Origin of the sequence: Campylobacter sp. B0100352/1, from assembly GCF_020135855.1 — a bacterium.
Classification (GTDB): domain Bacteria; phylum Campylobacterota; class Campylobacteria; order Campylobacterales; family Campylobacteraceae; genus Campylobacter_D; species Campylobacter_D taeniopygiae.
This window is the reverse complement of record NZ_JACHTP010000004.1, coordinates 20,269-36,804: the sequence shown is the minus strand read 5'-3', so window position 1 is coordinate 36,804 and position 16,536 is coordinate 20,269. Positions and strand designations below refer to the sequence as shown.

Genomic DNA, 16,536 nt, shown 5'->3' with positions numbered 1-16,536 from the left:
TATATCTACTTTATACAGAAGATCCTACAGGAGCTGAAAAAGTATTGAATAAATTTTTATTATTCTCTTCTTGTTTTTTACTAAATACGGTGGGACTATTTTTTGCATGATATTTTTCTTGAGCTTGTATTTGCATATAGCTTATATTTTCTTTGGTTTTAAGATTTAGATTATTATTTATTGAGGCTTGTTTTTCTAGATTGGAATTAAGCTTTTGCTCCATCTTTTCATTTATTTGAGTGCTTATTTTTTCTTTAGTTTGTTCTTCAAGTTTTAATCTTAAATGTTCTTTATATGCTTCTTCATCTAGAACTTTTTTCTTTTCATATTCTCCAGTTTTTTTATTTAGGACAAGCTCTTCTTTATATTTTTTCATTTTAGACTCAACAAATTCCTCTACTTCTTTAAGTAAAGTTTTAAACGAAACATCCCATAAAGAATTTTCATCTTGCTTAGTAGTTTTGGAATTTTGACGAGAATTATTGAAATTCTCGTTTATATAATTTGAATTTATTTTCACACTTAAATCTTTTTACTTACAGCATTTCCTGCGTCTATGGTTGCAAAAAGTTTATTGAGTAGGGTTTCTTCATTTTTTTTATATTGATCCTCTCTCATTTTTTGCCACGCATAGGATCTAAAATCTTCTCTAATAGCTCCAAGATCTAGGTCTTTATTGCTGAATTCATTAGAAGTTGTTTTTTCTTTATCTTCTTTATTTTTGACTTCATTTAAATTAGCTTGAAATTCATCTGCTGAAGAAGTTTTTTCTTTAATTTTAGTTGTGCTAAAAACAGCGTTGGACATTTGTTTGGTATTGTCTATGGTCATTGCTTTCCTTTAATTTTTATACATTATAAATATAAGCAAATTCTATTCCACTTTTCTTTTAAAGTGATTATAGTTAATTTTATCTTTTGCAAATGCTGATGCAAAAATCAAAGCAGGTAAGACAAAAATTGATGCAAAAAGTGCGTTAAATTCGATACCTATATTTGTTAAAACAAGACCTCCTATAAAACTTGCTAAGGCTATACCTACATTAAAAGCTGCTTCATTCACACTGATGGTGCTATCCATTATTTTATGTGTGTGTCGTTTAGCTTTTGCAATGCTTAACATTTTTAAAGCCGGTATGGTTGAAAAAGAAAAAAATCCCATCAAAGCGATATTTAAAATAACTAAAATTGGAATATAAATCGTCCATAAAAAGTTTAAAAATACAAAAATTTGTATGCTTAAAATTAGTCTCAAAGAAAAAATAGCACCTTTTTTATCTACCATTTTTCCACCCCATAAATTTCCAAAAATAGCACATATTCCATATAGGAGTAGGATATAGGTTGTATTTTGTTCTTTAAATCCACTTATATCTACGAGCAGTTTTTGCAAATAGGTATAAAGAATAAATTGCGCACCGCAACTACAAAGGGTGATAGTGTAAGTTTTAAGTAAATTACGATGCGAAAAAGCTGGTGCAAGGTTTTTTAAATTAGTAGGATTAGGATATAAATTTTTAGGCATCATATGCCAAACCCCTAAGGAGGCAAAAACTGTAATGATAAAGATCAATAAGAAAATAAGTTTAAAGCCAAAATGATATCCTATGAAGGTTCCTAAAGGGACACCTGTAACAAGTGCAACTGTAAGCCCTGTCACCATAATAGCTAAGGCGCTAGATTTTTTTTCATTTGGAGTTATGCTTGAAATAGCAAGTGTAGCAATAACAAAAAATACACCGTGTTGAGTTCCAGCAATAAAACGAGCAAAAGCTGTTAAATAAAAATTATTACTAAAAAAGATTGTTAAATTGGCTAAAGCAAAAATTCCAAGATTAATCAAAAGTTGTATGTGTCTATAAAAATGGCTTAAAGCAATACTTACAATAGGAGCTCCTATAACAACTCCTATAGCGTATAAGGTTGTAAGATAACCAGCAGTTTTTGCATTGATTTTGAAATAATGTTGTACATCAATTAAAACTCCAGCCATAACAAATTCAGTTACTCCCATACAAAAAGCACTTAAGGCTAAAGCAAATAAAGCTTTTTTATAATTTTGCATTTTTAGACTCTTTATCAAGTTTAATTTGGTGGTATCGTATGCTAAATTTAGCAGCTTCAAAGTAGCTTTGAGTGTTAATTTTCATATTTTTATAGGCTTTATCAAATGCGGTTCCATGATCAACACTAACGCGAACGATAGGTAAATTCAAACTTACATTGATACTTTTTTCAAAATATAAAGCTTTTAGAGGAGCTAAGGCAAGATCGTGATACATGGCAATTAAACGATTGCATTTTTTTAAACTTAATCGAGTAAAAGCGGTATCAGCAACTAAAGGATAAGGTAGGTAGATTTCTTTTCCTTTAAAATTTTGAGTCAATTCTTTTTGTAAATTTTCGTCTTTTAAAGCTTGATAAAAAAATTTCTCATCTCGTTTTGAGTGCAAATAAGCATTGACAAAACTGATGGCTTTGAACATATTTTCTTCTTCTTTTCCACCTATAACTCCATAGTCTCCAGCGTGAGGGTTAAAACCTAAAATTCCTATTTTCTTAAAATGAGTTTGTTCATAAAAATTCTTTAAAAAGATACTTAATTTTTTAAAAGTGATTTTTTGACTCACCTTTGCTAGTGGAATATGCTCAGTAAATAATCCCACAAAGAGTTTATCACAACCTAACATCATAATAGCATCTTTTTTGAAAAAAGATCTTAAAGCGTCTGTGTGCCCTTTATAGTTTATTTTCGCTAATTCCCAAGCTTTTTTATGTATGGGCAGGGTTAATAGGGCATGTGCATATTTTTTAAAAGTGAAATAACTTGCAGCTTTAAAACTTAAGAAAGAATAAAGTCCGCTTTTATCATCAATCTTTCCAGGCTTTATTGTAAAATTTTCATTGACTTGAAAATTTAAGGGCAAAGAAAAGCAATAAATTTTTAATCCATTTTGACTTTTAACTAACTCAAAACTAAATTCTTGACTCTCTTTAAAATAAACAATATTGGCATTTGAAATATTTAAATTGAGCAACTTTAAAGCTTGATATAATAATTTTTCATGGATAAAATAATAAGGTTCGCAAATTTCACATAAGTCTTCATGAGAGCGTATTAAAATTTCAGAACCTATTCCATTAAGATCGCCAATGCTAATTGCAATTTTTGTTTTCATCAATAAGAGCTTTCATTTCTAAAATAGCCTTTTTTAGTCCTACAAATACGGATCTTGCTATGATGCTTTGGCCTATATTTAATTCACAAATTTCATTAATCTTTACGATTTCTTTTACATTTTTATAGTTAAGTCCATGTCCAGCGGCAACTTTTAAGCCAAGTTCTACTCCTTTTTTAGCGCAAAGTTTTAATTCTTTTAATTCTTCTTCTAAATGATTTTGAAGTTTTTTTCTATCCATTTGCAATTCTTTAAGTGCAAAAGCTGTATGCGAAATATTGGTAAAAAGAGCATTGTGTAAATTCGCATAAAGTCCGGTATGAAGTTCTACAAAATCAGCATTTAGCTCATAAGATTTTCCAATATCATTTAATTTTGGGTTGATAAAAAGAGAAACTTCTATATTTTCATTTTTGAGTCTTTGGATGCTTTTTTTTAGATCGGGATGGTTTAAATTTAGACCTCCTTCTGTGGTAAGTTCTTCTCTTTTTTCTGGCACTAAAGTAACGCGTGAGGGTTTTAGAGTAAGGGCTAAATTTAAAATTTCTTCATTAATGGCACATTCTAGATTAATAGGGCTTTTGCAAAAATGGATAAGATTTTTCAAATCAAAATCTTGAGTATGGCGACGATCTTCTCTTACATGTAAAGTGATTTGATCTCCAAATTTTGCTACGATAAATGCTGCTTCTAAAAGATCAGGATCATTAACCATTCTTGCTTGTCTTAAAACAGCAATATGATCGATATTTACACCCAAAAGCATAATGATTCCTTTAATAAGTTTTTGTTATTATACTCCAAAATTTAAAAGGAAGAGTAATGTTAGGTATTGATTTGGGATCAAATACTTTAAGAGCAGTTGAAATGGATGAAAATTTTAAAAAAATAAAAGAGTATGAATTTATTATAGGTGCAGCAAAAAATTTATCTAAAAGTGGGCAAATTTCAACTGAGGCTATAGAAAAAATCAAACAAGCTTTAAATGTTTTATCTAAGGAGCAAAATTTATGCAAAGCAAAAGCTGCTGCAACGGCAGCTTTTAGAAAGGCAAGCAATACAGATGAAATTTTTAAAGATTTAAAAGAGCAATTTGGGATCAATTTTAAGGTTATTGATGCTAAAACAGAAGCTAAAATCAGCGTTTTAGGGATGAAAAATGCTCTTGCTAATTTGGGCATGAAAGGGCGTTTTGCTTATTGTGATTTAGGGGGTGCTTCTTGCGAGTTATCTTTTAATGAACATTTTCAAAGTTTTGATTTTGGGATTATAAGTTTTTATGAAAAATGTAATTTTAAAGATGATTTTTCTACTTTTTCTTTTAAAAAAATATTGAAAAAATATCCTAATTTCTTTCATAAAATCAAAGATAAAAAATTAAAAATTCACCTATTAATTCAAGATAGAAATTTAAAAAATATAGCGTTTAAAGCTTTTGATGAGGTTAAAGAGCTTAAAAAAGTTTTTAAAAAAAGTAAAATAAAAAAAGTGGTTTTAAATTCAGGTGTTCCTACAGCCTTGGCTGCTTTAAAATGCGGTTTAGATTATGAAAGATATGACGCTAAAAAAATTAATGGCCAAATTTTACACACTCAAGATTTTTTCAAATATGCATTAAAAATTTGGAACATGAGTGAAAAAGAGGCTAATTTTTATCTTGGAAAAACGCGTAAAAAATATTTAGCCGCAGGTTGTTTTTTGTTTTTTGCTATTTTTGATAAAGAAGAATTTATAGTTATCGATGAGGGTTTAAGAGAGGGGCTTTGCATAGCAAATTTATAATTTTGCAAATTCAAAAAAATGGAATTTTTCATCAAAATTAAAAAATAAAATTTTGCTTTGAGAGAGCAAATTTTCATAACTTTTTATATTTTTATTTTTAGTATATTCTAGCAATTCTTCAAAACCAAAATCGATTAAAGCTTGACTTTGTTTTTTTAAATGTAAAAGTTTGAAATTTAAATTTTCAATAGTAGTTTTTAGATGATTAAAATTCACATTGTAAGTTATATCGCTTTTGCCAAAAAAATCTTTTAAAGAAATTTCAAAAGGATCAAAAACTTCGTGTTTTTGATAAATTCTTATACTAAAACGATCATTATCAAAAGTTCCATAATCAAAACCCGCAAAGATAAATTTTTCACTGATTTGATCGAGTTTTTTAAGAAAATTTTCAAGCTCTAAGCTTAATTCTCCTTTTTTTAATCCAAGTTCTTGGCATCTTTGCTGTAAGTTTTCATCTATGGGCTTAAAAACGATTTGATAATCTTTTACATAAGCTATCGTATCATTGTCTATAAGCTCACAAGTAAAGCTATCAAAAAGTTCATTGCAAAAAAAGAAAGCGTTTTTAAAATGACATTCTTCTAAATTATTTTTATGGATAAAATCTATGCCTTCCAAGGTTTTCTTTTGTAAAATTTGTAATTTTTCATGAGGCTCTATGATAAAAAAAGAAATTTGAGAAAAAATTTCAGGCCTAAATTCAACTAAAGCGGATAAAAAATCACGACTCAAATAGCCTTCATTGGCTCCGATTTCAACGATTTCTAAAGGAAGTTTTAATACGCCTTCATCAATGAGTTTTAAAAAATGTTTTGCCAGTAAGGTTCCAAAGAGATTTCCCACGCTTACTGCGGTGAAAAAATCCCCATTTTTACCTATTTTGCTAACATTTTTATAGTAATTTTCATGAAGCCAGATGTTAAAAAATTGACTAAATTTCATCAAATAGTGCGTTAAATTTTTTTATAAAATCCAAAGGATCCACTTGTTTTTGTGCGACAAGTATTCCAAAATGCAAATGTGGTCCATTCACCCTTCCAGTAGCCCCACTTAGCCCAATAAGCTCTCCTTTTTTAACCTTTTGTCCCTTTTTTACATTGATCTTTGAAAGATGATAATATTGAGAATAAATTCCCAAACCATGATCAATAACCACAGAATTTCCAGCATAATATCTATTTTTAGCGATTTTTACTATGCCCGAATTTGCAGCATAAATTGGAGTTCCACTTAGGGCTCTAAAATCTGTCCCACTATGGTAACTTGCGACTTTGTGATTAAAAATTCTAGCTTTGCCAAAATCACTTGTAATAAAACTTGCAAGAGGTATTGTAAAAGTCCCATCGTATAAAGGTTTTGGAGTGTAAGAAGTATAGATAGTATTAGCTTCTTGAAATTCTTTTTTAATGCGATCTTGAACATTTTTAGGTGGAAAAACTTTATTTTTTGCTACTTGTATTTGTTCGCTTTTATAATTTCCTTCTAGTGTATTGATGATGAATTCTTGCTGTTTATTTTTATAAATAGCGATTAATTTTGTGCTTTTTGGAGGATTTTTATAGGATAGGACAAAAATGGCAAGGATTTTATTTTTATTTTTTGGATGATTAAAGGTTGGAATTGTTTTATTTTGGTTTTTTAATTCTATAAAATTATTTTTATCAAGCTCTAAAAATATAGCTTGCCCTTTGATAAGTTTTATTTCTTGGACTCCAAAAACACAAGTAAAGAAACAAAAAAGTAAAGTCAATATTTTTTTCATAAGCTAAGTTCCTTAATGTCTGCAATTTTAAGAAATTCTTGATAGATGCTAAATACTAAAGCTTGGCGATTGTTCTTAAGTTTTTCATCTTTATCATTAATCATAACAGCTTCAAAAAAGGCATCAATTTCAGGTTTTAAAGCAAATAATTTGTTAAGTTTTTCTTCAATCGTAAGAGCTTTTAAACTTTCTTTAAATGCTATATAAAGTTTTTTTTCTGCTTCTACAAATAAACTTTCATCGATGGTATTTGTAGTTTTTTGAGCGATATTAGCAAGGCGTTTAAAGGTGCTAAAATAATCACCAAAATTGCTTTTTTGACTGATTTTTGCCAAAGCTTTAATGCTTTCATCAATGGAAATAATATCAGAATTTTTTGAAACAAGAACAGCTTTGATAAAGCTAGGATTTAAATCATAAAATGTATAAATTCTTTCAAAAATAAAATCTTTTAAAATTTGCAAATTAAAATTTTGATAATTTTTTAAAGCTTTTTCTAAAAACTCATTGATATCGAAATTTTTATTTAATTTTAAAAGTATTTTTAAAATTCCATTAGCAGCACGTCTTAATGCATAAGGATCTTTTGTTCCGCTTGGAATTTTACCTATACTAAAAAGTCCTAAAAGAGTATCAAATTTATTAGCTAAAGCAACTATGCTTGAAAATTCTGTGCTAGGAAGATCCGATTTTTCAGAATTTGGCAAGTATTGCTCTTTTATAGCTAAGCAAATTTCTTGTTCAAGTCCCATTTTGGCAGCATAATAACCCCCGATAATTCCTTGTAAATCTGTGAATTCATAAACCATTTGAGTGGTTAAATCAGCTTTGGCATAGTAAATAGCTTTAGAAATTTTTTCAAAATCATTATTTTTTAAAAATTCACATAAAATTTTTGCCAGCTCAATTTCTCTTGAGCTTTTATCGCTCATTGTTCCTAGATTTTCAAGATAAACGATTTTTTTAAGCTTTTCAGGTTCTAAGCCTTTTTGTAAATCATTTTGATAAAAAAACATTGCATCGCTTAATCTTGCTCTTAAAACTCTTTCATTGCCGTGTATGATTTTAGAATAATCCTCACAAACCGCATTACTAACAACTATAAAATGATTGCTTAATTCATTGTTGTTGAAAACAGCGAAATAGCGTTGATTTTCTCTCATTGAAGTGATGATGACTTCATTAGGAATTTCTAAAAAGGCTTTATCAAAACTTCCAAAAAGAGCTTTTGGATATTCTGTAATAGCTACAACTTCAGCTAAGAGTTCTTTATCTTCACTAATAGTGATATTGTGTTTTATTTCGAGTTCTTTAAATTCATTTAAAATTTTTTCTTCGCGTTTTTTTGGATCAAGAATGATAAAGTTATTTTCTAAAATTTGAAAATATTCTTTGATATTTTGAAAAGGAAAGAAATCATAACTTACGCTTCTATGAACAAAGGTTTTTTTAGAACTTTTAACTCCAAAAATTTCAAATTCAACCAATTGATCGCCTAAAACACAAGCAATATTTCTAATAGCGCGTATGAATTCAAAAGAATGATCCTCCCAACGCATACTTTTTCCAAAATTTAAGCTTTTGAGGAATTTATTGATCATTTCTCCTAAAATTTCAATACTATTTTTTCCTGTCAAGGTTTTTTGATAGTATAAAACCTCTTTTCCTTTGATTTCTTTGAATTCAAGTTCATTTTCTTTAATACCCGCTTTTTCTAAAAATGCTTCACCTGCGGGAGTTAATTTGCCTTCTTTAAAAGCTATGTTTTTAGGTGCTCCTATAAATTCAGCTGTGGTATCTTCTTGCTTTTGATGAAAATTTTTATGAAAAAATACTAAACGACGTGGAGTGTAATAAAATTCAAATTCGCTTATTAAATGATATTCATCTAAAATATTTTGCCATTTTTTTTCTATATTTGGAAGTTCTTTTAATAAAGGTATAGCCGGTAATTCTTCTGTGCCAATTTCGATTAATAATTCACTCATATTTTACTTTCTTTATATTATTGAATTTGCGTTATTTTAGCTATATTTTTTTAAAAAACTCATAAATATTTAAATAAGTATTCTTTTAAAGTTTGTGCATCGCCAAATTCATTTTCTTGTAAATTTTTTTGATACCATCTAGCGTGATAATACGGAATTTTTGCATTTTTAGCACATTCTTTGTCTTTTTGACTATCGCCTATAAAAATGCTAGTTTGATAAGGAGCTTCATCCATAAGAAGTTGAAGCATTTGTGGGCTTGGCTTAGGTTCTATGCCTACGCTTACACCTAAAATTTTATCAAAATATGGAATGATTTCATGCTTTTTAAGAATGCTTGTAAGCGAGCTTTGAGGCGCATTTGTTGCGATGGCTAAAAAGCAATTTTTACTTTTTAAAAATTTTAAAAGATCTATAACTCCTTCAAAGAGTATCACGCTTTGTTCATAGTGTTTGATAAAATATTTTTCAAAACCATCTTTAAAGCTAGAATGATGGAAATTGTCTATATTATAAAGTTCTTTACCCCAATCTATATTTGGAGTATTAATGATCTTAATTATTTCTTCTTTTTTTAGGGCGCTTAGATTAAGATTTGCACGAATTTCATTAACGGCGCAAGAAATTGCATTTGCACTATCAATTAAGGTTCCATCCATATCAAAAAATACATTAATCATTATAATCCTTTAAATAGTTTTTGTGTTTTTCTTTATGATTTTGATTTTTTAGCTTATCTAAAGCATTTGCAAGGCTTAAGAGTTCTTCTTTTTTTAGTGAAAAATCAAGACAAGCATTAACAAAATTTTCCAAAGCTTTACCATAGGTTGAATTTAAAATCACTGCTTGACATTTTTCTAAGTTTTTTTTGTTTTTTTGCATTCTTTCTTGAAATTTTTCTAAATCAAAATCCTCTCTTTTTAGACAAGATTTTGCTGTATTAGCAAATTTTTCTAATAATCTTAGATATTTTACTCTTAATGTTTTTTCATTGATTTTTGTCAAAATAATCCTTAGGTGTTTTTATGAATTCTGCATTCTAATGCTTCTTGAACTAAATTTCGAGCTAGAATTTTTTCTGATCTTACAATGCGAATATTATCATCAATACTTGAAAAAAGCATTTTTTTAAGATTTCCATTAACATGGATAATAGTATCTATAGGTTTTGGATAAGATGATAAAAGTTGGCAGAGCATTTCAAGTTTTGCTTCGTTAGTGATGGTGATAATTGCGACTGCACATTCTTCAATATTGGCAATTTTTAGAGTTTCTTCTTGGGCTGCATTTGCAAAAATCACATTTTCTCCGCGACTAATTCCTAATTCAACTAGATTTAAATCACTTTCTAAGACCAAATAAGGCACCCCAGTATTTTTGATTCTTTGTACCATTTCTTGACCTAAACGACCGTATCCAAAAATGACAAGATGATTTTTTAGATTGCTTTGATGGGTGCTTTGGATTGTGTTTGTATTTAGAGTAATATCTTCAACTACATTGGTAATTTTTCGTATATTGTTGAGTATAAAAGGTGTAATAATCATTGTGATTATGGAAACTACAATTAAAATTTGTGAAGTTTTAACATCGAGCATATTTTTAGCTTGCAAAAGAGAAAAAATCGCTAAAGCAAATTCTCCAATTTGTGCAATAGAAAAGGCAGTTTTTAGAGCAACTCTTTTTTTGGTATAAAGAAATAAAAATCCAAAGATTATGCCAAATTTCATAAGCATAACAATTAGGGTCAAGATGCAAATTAAAAACCAATTTTCTGCTATGACATTGAGTTGAATTTGCATACCTACTGTCATAAAAAAAAGCCCCAAAAGTAAATCTCTAAAGGGAATCAAATCCGCTTCAATTTTATGTTTATATTTTGTTTCTGCGATCAATGCTCCGGCTATAAAAGCACCCAAAGAATAGGAAAATCCAAAATAATTTGCTAAAAAACTTGCTCCAATAACCATAAATAAAATGGTACCTATGAAAATTTCTTGAGAAGAAGTTCTAATAATAAGTCTAAAAATTCGATCAACTAAATATTTTCCTATGAGAAAAAGCAAAGCGATTAAAAGGATAGCAGAAACAAGCGATGTGAGTAAAACTTGTTCTATATTTTGATTATTAGATGAGAGTATATCAACAAGCAAAAGCAAAGGGATAACGGCTATATCTTGAAAAAGTAAAATTCCTAAAGCTTTTCTTCCGTATTGTTCATTGATATCCCCATTGTCATTTAAAATTTTTAAAACTACAGCTGTGGAAGAGAGTGCTAAGGCAAAACCTACTACTGTTGCACTTTTATCTTCAAGGGAAAAAATTCCCATAACAATTAAAGTAAATACAAATCCACAAGTAAGCATTTGCAAAGATCCATTTAGAAAAACTTCTTGTTTCATAGCCATCAAATGCTTAAAAGAGAATTCAAGTCCAATAGTAAACATCAAAAAAACAATACCAAATTCAGCAATATGAGTTATTTCACCTTTGCCGCTTAAATGATAAATTTCAGAAATAATCTCTCCTGCTGCTATATAGCCAATAATAGTAGGAATTTCAAATTTTTTTAAAATGACATTTAAGACGATAGCTATTGCTGCTGCAATCAGAAAAATTTCTAGAAAATTATCCATATTTTTTTATTTTTTTTCATAAAAAATTAAATCAAAACTATTTTTATGTTTAACGACAGCCTTTGAGGCAGCACCTGGATTTTTTTGTTTGCTAAGTTCTAAACGCAATTCATCAATTAAATTTTCAAATTCATGGATTTGATTTTTTAATTTTAATATAACATCAACTCCTGCTAAATTAACTCCCATATCGCGAGTTAAACGCAAAATCAATTTAATACGATCAATATCTCTTTGAGAATAGAGTCTTATTTTGCCATCAGTCCGGCTTGGTTCTACTAATCCTTCTCTTTCGTATTGTCTTAAGGTTTGTGGATGTATGCTTAAAACCTTAGCAACAACGCTTATTAAATATACAGGTTCGTCATAATGGTGATCCATCATTTTCTCCTTATTCTGGAAGCTTTTCTTTTAAAAGTTCGATAAATTTTTCATCCAATGTTTCTGTATTGGGTAAAATAACATTTAAAATTAAATACAAATCCCCGTAAATATTATTTTTTCTATTTTGTACTCCATATCCTTTTAGGCGTATTTTTTGTCCATTTTTTGAATTTGGAGCTATGGTAATTTTTGCTTCTTTTTTATCTTCTTTAAATGTTTTAATTGTGATTTTTCCACCAAATAAAGCGGTTTTAAGTGGAATATCTATTTTTTGATATAAGTCATCATCTTCTCTTTGATATATCTTACTTTCCTCAAGTTTAACGATGATGATAAGATCTCCACGCGCCTTATTGTAAGCACTTTTTCCCTTGCCGCGAATTCTAAGTTTTTCACCTTCTTTGATTCCATGAGGAATTTTAAATTTGATATTTTCTCCTTGAAAGGTAAAATGATGTTCCCCACCTGTGATAGCTTTTTCAAAAGGAATGGTTAATTCTATAGTTGTATCCAAATTTTCTTCTTCAAAATTTCCAAATCCTCCAAATCCTTTAGAAGAAAATCCGCCAAAACGACTTCCGCGAGAAGATCCTCCAAATCCTCCTCCAAATAAATCTTTTAAAATATCATCTAAATTGATGCCACCCGTATTTCTTGAAAAATCATGAAAACTTTGCCCACCAAAGATAGAATCTCCGTATTGATCATATTGAACACGTTTTTTTTCATCGCTTAAAATTTCATAAGCGGCATTAATTTCTTTAAATTTTTCTTCGGCTCCTTTTTCTTTATTGATATCTGGATGATATTGTCTTGCTAGGCGACGATAGGCTTTTTTTATTTCATCAGAACTTGCATTTTTAGATACTCCAAGAGTTTCATATAAACTATTCATTTTTTATCTTCCTTTGGTTGTTTAGTTAATAAAATAATTTATTTTTAGGATTAAAAATTATATCAAAAACTTTAGTCTAAGTCAATCAAGTTTTATCAATTTTTATCACTCAAGTTTTTTATTTACAATTTTGTAAATTTTTGATTTTATACTATAACTTATGTAAAAATATTTTTACAAATAAAATCATAATTAGAACATGTAAATTTTCTCATATAGAAAGGAAGAATTATGAAAAAGATTTTTTTATCAATAGGTTTAGCAAGTGCTTTATTTGCAACAAGTATCAATTTTAATGAATCAACTTCATCAGCTAATCGTGTTAATCCAGCAGATGGTGGGGTTATATTGAGTTATCATGATTCTATTAAGGATGCTAAAAAATCAGTTGTTAATATTTCAACCTCAAAAACCATAACAAGAACAAATAATTTTAGTCCTTTGGATGATTTTTTTGATGATCCTTATTTTAAACAATTTTTCGATATCCCTCAAAGAAAAAACAAAAGTGATAAAGAGGTAATTAGTTCTTTAGGTTCTGGAGTGATCATTTCAAAAGATGGTTATATAGTAACTAATAATCACGTTGTAGAAGATGCGGATACAATCACTGTAAATTTACCAGGAAGTGATACAGAATATAAAGCTAAATTAATAGGAAAAGATCCAAAAACAGACTTAGCGGTGATTAAGATAGAAGCTAAAAATCTTTCAGCTATTACTTTTGCTAATTCAGATAATTTAATGGAGGGTGATGTTGTTTTTGCTTTGGGAAATCCTTTTGGGGTTGGCTTTAGCGTTACAAGTGGAATTATTTCAGCATTAAATAAAGATAATATAGGCCTTAATCAGTATGAAAATTTCATACAAACAGATGCGTCTATTAATCCAGGAAATTCAGGTGGTGCTTTAGTTGATAGTCGTGGATTTTTAGTAGGGATTAACTCTGCTATACTTTCTCGTGGAGGTGGTAATAATGGTATAGGATTTGCTATTCCTTCCAATATGGTTGAAGATATAGCGAAAAAACTCATTGAAAAAGGTAAAATTGAAAGAGGATTTTTAGGGGTAACCATTTCAGCCTTGCAAGGAGAAACTAAAAAAGCTTACAAAAATCAAGAAGGTGCTTTAATCACAGATGTTCAAAAAGGATCTAGTGCTGATGAGGCTGGATTGAAACGAGGAGATTTGGTGATCAAGGTAAATGGTAAGGTTATTAAAAGTCCAATTGATTTAAAAAATTACATAGGAACTCTTGAGATTGGAGAAAAAGTAGTAATTGATTATGAAAGAGATGGAAGCAATAAGCAAACAAGCTTTACTCTTAAGGGAGAAAAAGAAAATAAAGGGGTGCAGAATAATTTAATTGAAGGATTGAGTTTAAGGAATTTAGATCCTAGATTAAAAGATCGTTTGCAACTTCCAAGAGATATTAACGGAGTTTTGGTAGAGAAGGTTAAGAGTAAAAGTAAAGCAGAAGAGGTTGGATTTAAAGAAGGAGATGTGATTATAGGTATAGGGCAAGATGAAATTAAAAATTTAAAAGATTTAGATCAAGCTTTAAAGCAAGTCAATAAAAAAGAATTTATGAAAATTTGGGTGTATAGAAACGGCTTTACTACTTTATTGGTGCTAAGATAATTTTACGAAAGGATTTTCCTTTCGTTATAAATTTTAGTTTAAAATTATATTTTAAGATTAATTAAAAGGAATATAATGACAAATATTCTTATGATAGAAGATGATTTAGAATTAGCTGAAATTACTGCTGAATACTTAGAAAAATTTGATATGAAAGTCGATATAGCTCATGAGCCTTATATAGGACTTTCAAAACTTGCTTTAAAAGAATATCAATTGATTATTTTAGATCTTTCTTTGCCAGGACTTGACGGACTTGAAGTGTGCGAGGAAATTCGTAAAAAGTATGATACTCCTATTATCATCTCAAGTGCTAGACATGATATTACAGATAAAGTCAATGCTTTAGAGCTTGGCGCGGATGATTATTTGCCAAAGCCTTATAATCCTAAAGAACTTCAAGCACGCATTAAAAGTCATTTAAGAAGGATTTCAAATACAAAAAGCACTCTTGCTAAAAGTGTTAAAGATCTTGTTTATGATCAATATAAACACACAATTTCAATGAAGGGGCAAGAACTCATTTTAACCAATGCTGAATTTGATATTTTAAGTTATTTGATCAAAAAAGAAGGTGGGGTTGTAAGTAGGGAAGAGCTTGTGTATAATTGTTCTTCTATCAGTGAAGATTCTAGTAATAAAAGTATAGATGTTATTATCAGCCGAATTCGTCAAAAAATGGGAGATGATCCAAAAACGCCAAAATATATACATTCTATCAGAGGGATAGGTTATAAATTAACTCAATGAATAAATCTTCGATTTTTTATACCATCACTTTTATTTTTATTTTTGCTGGAGTGAGTGTTGTTTTAGGGTTTTTATGGCTAATTGAATACGATCAGCAAAATTATACAAGAGAATTAAATACAAAATATTCTTTAATTGCTAACGCTAGACTTTTGTATTTTGCTGGAGTTATCAATGAAAAAGAATTTGAAGAGCAAACAAAAAATTATAATAAAATGCAGCAAATTGTAGAACCAAAGCAAATTCGTAAAATTCTTTTTAGTGGAGATGTTCTTGCTCGAGTTGAAGTTAATAATGGCCTAATAGAGATTATTTCTTATGACAATCAAGTTTATTTAAATATTATTTATGATGGAAAGATTAATCTTTATAAAGATCAAGATTATCAAACTTATAGATATTTTATTATAAAAGCGATTGCAGTAGCTGTTATTTGCATACTTATTTTGCTTTATATTTTTATTTTTAAAAAATTAAAACCTTTAAAAGCTTTGAAAAAACAAATTGATAAATTTGCAGAAGGAAGACTTAGTGATATTGAGGATGTTAGCACGGGAGTAGATGAAATTTCTCAAGTGAGTGAAGCTTTTTATCAAGCTATTTTGCAAATTCGAAAACTCAATCAATCACGCCAATTTTTTTTAAGAAATATTATGCATGAGTTAAAAACTCCAATTACAAAAGGACTTATCACTCTTGAAATGCTAGAGGATAATAAATATAAGGAAAGATTGGATGGCATATTTAATCGACTTGAAATTTTAATCAATGAATTTGCCGCGATAGAGCAGGTAACTTCAGGAGCCGCCTTCATCAATAGAAAAAAATACAATATTTTAGATGTTTTAGATGAAGCTAAAGAAATAGCAATGCGTGATGATAATAATATACGTATTTTTATGGGCGAAAGCTTTTTTGTTAATGTGGATTTTAAACTTTTTACAACAGCGATTAAAAATATGATCGATAATGGCATCAAACATTCTCAAGATGGTTTTGTGGAAATTTGCATTAAAGATAATTATATATGTTTTAAAAATTGTGGCCCTGAACTTAATAATACCTTAGAATATTACACTCAAGCTTTTACTCAAGGCACAAAGCAAAAATCAAGTTTTGGACTAGGGCTTTATATAGTTAATACGATTTTAGAAGCCCATGATATGAAACTTGATTATGATTATAAAGATGGAGTGAATCATTTTTATTTTATCGGTTTGGATAATATTATAGTAAAAGAATAATTTTTTTAAAAAAAATTGCAAAAAATCTTGACAAAGGCATTAATTTTAAATATAATTACATTTTTAAAACTTTGATATTCCGGATTAGCTCAGCGGTAGAGTAGTCGGCTGTTAACCGATTGGTCGTAGGTTCGAATCCTACATCCGGAGCCACTTTTTATTTAACCTAATTAATATTCTATTTATTTTTTTCTTTATGTGTTTTTAGCTTTTATTGATTATCAGTAATAAAACAATTATTTTAGATTATTTTAAAAAATTTTTTATTTTAAA

The 16,536-nt window shown here is 28.7% G+C and carries 17 protein-coding genes and 1 tRNA gene; 5 read left to right on the top strand and 13 right to left on the bottom strand.

Going from position 1 to position 16,536, the window contains the following annotated elements:
• Positions 1-10: 10 nt before the first annotated feature.
• From H2279_RS02130 to H2279_RS02110, 5 genes are read right to left on the bottom strand one after another with little or no spacing between them, the layout of a single operon-like run.
• A complete protein-coding gene (locus H2279_RS02130) occupies positions 11-520 on the bottom strand; it encodes a hypothetical protein (RefSeq protein ID WP_137623966.1) in 510 nt (169 codons plus the stop codon).
• Between the two features lie 2 nt (positions 521-522).
• Positions 523-831, bottom strand: a complete 309-nt coding sequence (ciaC, locus tag H2279_RS02125) for an invasion antigen CiaC (protein ID WP_137623967.1) — start codon at positions 829-831, stop codon at positions 523-525.
• Positions 832-873: 42 nt separating this feature from the next.
• Entirely contained in the window at positions 874-2,064 is a 1,191-nt protein-coding gene (locus tag H2279_RS02120; RefSeq protein WP_137623968.1) for an MFS transporter, read from the bottom strand.
• Positions 2,051-3,178, bottom strand: a complete 1,128-nt coding sequence (gene pdxA / locus H2279_RS02115; protein ID WP_337195435.1) for a 4-hydroxythreonine-4-phosphate dehydrogenase — start codon at positions 3,176-3,178, stop codon at positions 2,051-2,053. Before pdxA ends, H2279_RS02120 begins: the two co-directional genes overlap by 14 nt.
• On the bottom strand, positions 3,156-3,944 hold the full coding sequence (locus H2279_RS02110) for a pyridoxine 5'-phosphate synthase (protein ID WP_337195434.1): 789 nt from the start codon (positions 3,942-3,944) through the stop codon (positions 3,156-3,158). Before H2279_RS02110 ends, pdxA begins: the two co-directional genes overlap by 23 nt.
• Positions 3,945-4,000: 56 nt before the next feature.
• Between H2279_RS02110 and H2279_RS02105 the strand changes: the two genes are divergently transcribed.
• Positions 4,001-4,960 carry a Ppx/GppA phosphatase family protein gene (locus H2279_RS02105; RefSeq protein ID WP_337195433.1) on the top strand — a complete coding sequence of 320 codons (960 nt, stop codon included), beginning with the start codon at positions 4,001-4,003 and terminating at the stop codon, positions 4,958-4,960.
• Here the strand turns inward: H2279_RS02105 and H2279_RS02100 are convergent.
• Genes H2279_RS02100 through H2279_RS02065 form a run of 8 tightly spaced genes read right to left on the bottom strand, consistent with a single transcriptional unit; the run spans position 4,955 to position 12,628 of the window.
• A complete protein-coding gene (locus H2279_RS02100) occupies positions 4,955-5,905 on the bottom strand; it encodes an SAM-dependent methyltransferase (protein WP_337195432.1) in 951 nt (316 codons plus the stop codon). The two genes, H2279_RS02105 and H2279_RS02100, sit on opposite strands and share 6 nt — an antisense overlap.
• The gene (locus H2279_RS02095; RefSeq protein ID WP_337195431.1) at positions 5,895-6,725 is read right to left on the bottom strand and encodes a M23 family metallopeptidase; all 831 of its coding nucleotides are present in this window, start codon (positions 6,723-6,725) and stop codon (positions 5,895-5,897) included. The genes H2279_RS02100 and H2279_RS02095 overlap by 11 nt, the downstream gene beginning before the upstream one ends.
• Complete coding sequence (gene glyS, locus H2279_RS02090) at positions 6,722-8,713, bottom strand: glycine--tRNA ligase subunit beta (RefSeq protein ID WP_337195430.1); 1,992 nt, start codon at positions 8,711-8,713, stop codon at positions 6,722-6,724. Before glyS ends, H2279_RS02095 begins: the two co-directional genes overlap by 4 nt.
• A gap of 59 nt (positions 8,714-8,772) precedes the next feature.
• On the bottom strand, positions 8,773-9,393 hold the full coding sequence (locus H2279_RS02085; protein ID WP_337195429.1) for an HAD family hydrolase: 621 nt from the start codon (positions 9,391-9,393) through the stop codon (positions 8,773-8,775).
• Positions 9,386-9,718, bottom strand: a complete 333-nt coding sequence (locus H2279_RS02080) for a hypothetical protein (protein WP_337195428.1) — start codon at positions 9,716-9,718, stop codon at positions 9,386-9,388. Before H2279_RS02080 ends, H2279_RS02085 begins: the two co-directional genes overlap by 8 nt.
• 8 nt (positions 9,719-9,726) lie before the next feature.
• Positions 9,727-11,349, bottom strand: a complete 1,623-nt coding sequence (locus tag H2279_RS02075) for a cation:proton antiporter domain-containing protein (protein WP_137623977.1) — start codon at positions 11,347-11,349, stop codon at positions 9,727-9,729.
• Between the two features lie 6 nt (positions 11,350-11,355).
• Positions 11,356-11,730: a heat shock protein transcriptional repressor HspR gene (locus H2279_RS02070; protein WP_137623978.1), complete on the bottom strand. Its 375-nt coding sequence runs from the start codon at positions 11,728-11,730 to the stop codon at positions 11,356-11,358.
• Between the two features lie 10 nt (positions 11,731-11,740).
• Positions 11,741-12,628, bottom strand: coding sequence for a J domain-containing protein (locus H2279_RS02065; RefSeq protein ID WP_337195427.1), 888 nt, complete (start codon positions 12,626-12,628; stop codon positions 11,741-11,743).
• A 231-nt stretch (positions 12,629-12,859) separates the two neighbouring features.
• Here H2279_RS02065 and htrA point away from each other — a divergent pair, with 231 nt between their 5' ends.
• The 4 genes from htrA to H2279_RS02045 all read left to right on the top strand — a co-directional run bounded on the left by htrA (position 12,860) and on the right by H2279_RS02045 (position 16,416).
• A complete protein-coding gene (gene htrA, locus H2279_RS02060) occupies positions 12,860-14,269 on the top strand; it encodes a serine protease HtrA (protein ID WP_137623980.1) in 1,410 nt (469 codons plus the stop codon).
• A gap of 75 nt (positions 14,270-14,344) precedes the next feature.
• The gene (locus H2279_RS02055) at positions 14,345-15,019 is read left to right on the top strand and encodes a response regulator transcription factor (RefSeq protein WP_137623981.1); all 675 of its coding nucleotides are present in this window, start codon (positions 14,345-14,347) and stop codon (positions 15,017-15,019) included.
• Complete coding sequence (locus H2279_RS02050; RefSeq protein ID WP_337195426.1) at positions 15,016-16,263, top strand: ArsS family sensor histidine kinase; 1,248 nt, start codon at positions 15,016-15,018, stop codon at positions 16,261-16,263. Before H2279_RS02055 ends, H2279_RS02050 begins: the two co-directional genes overlap by 4 nt.
• Before the next feature lie 78 nt (positions 16,264-16,341).
• Positions 16,342-16,416 (top strand) — tRNA-Asn (locus H2279_RS02045).
• Positions 16,417-16,536 lie beyond the last annotated feature (120 nt).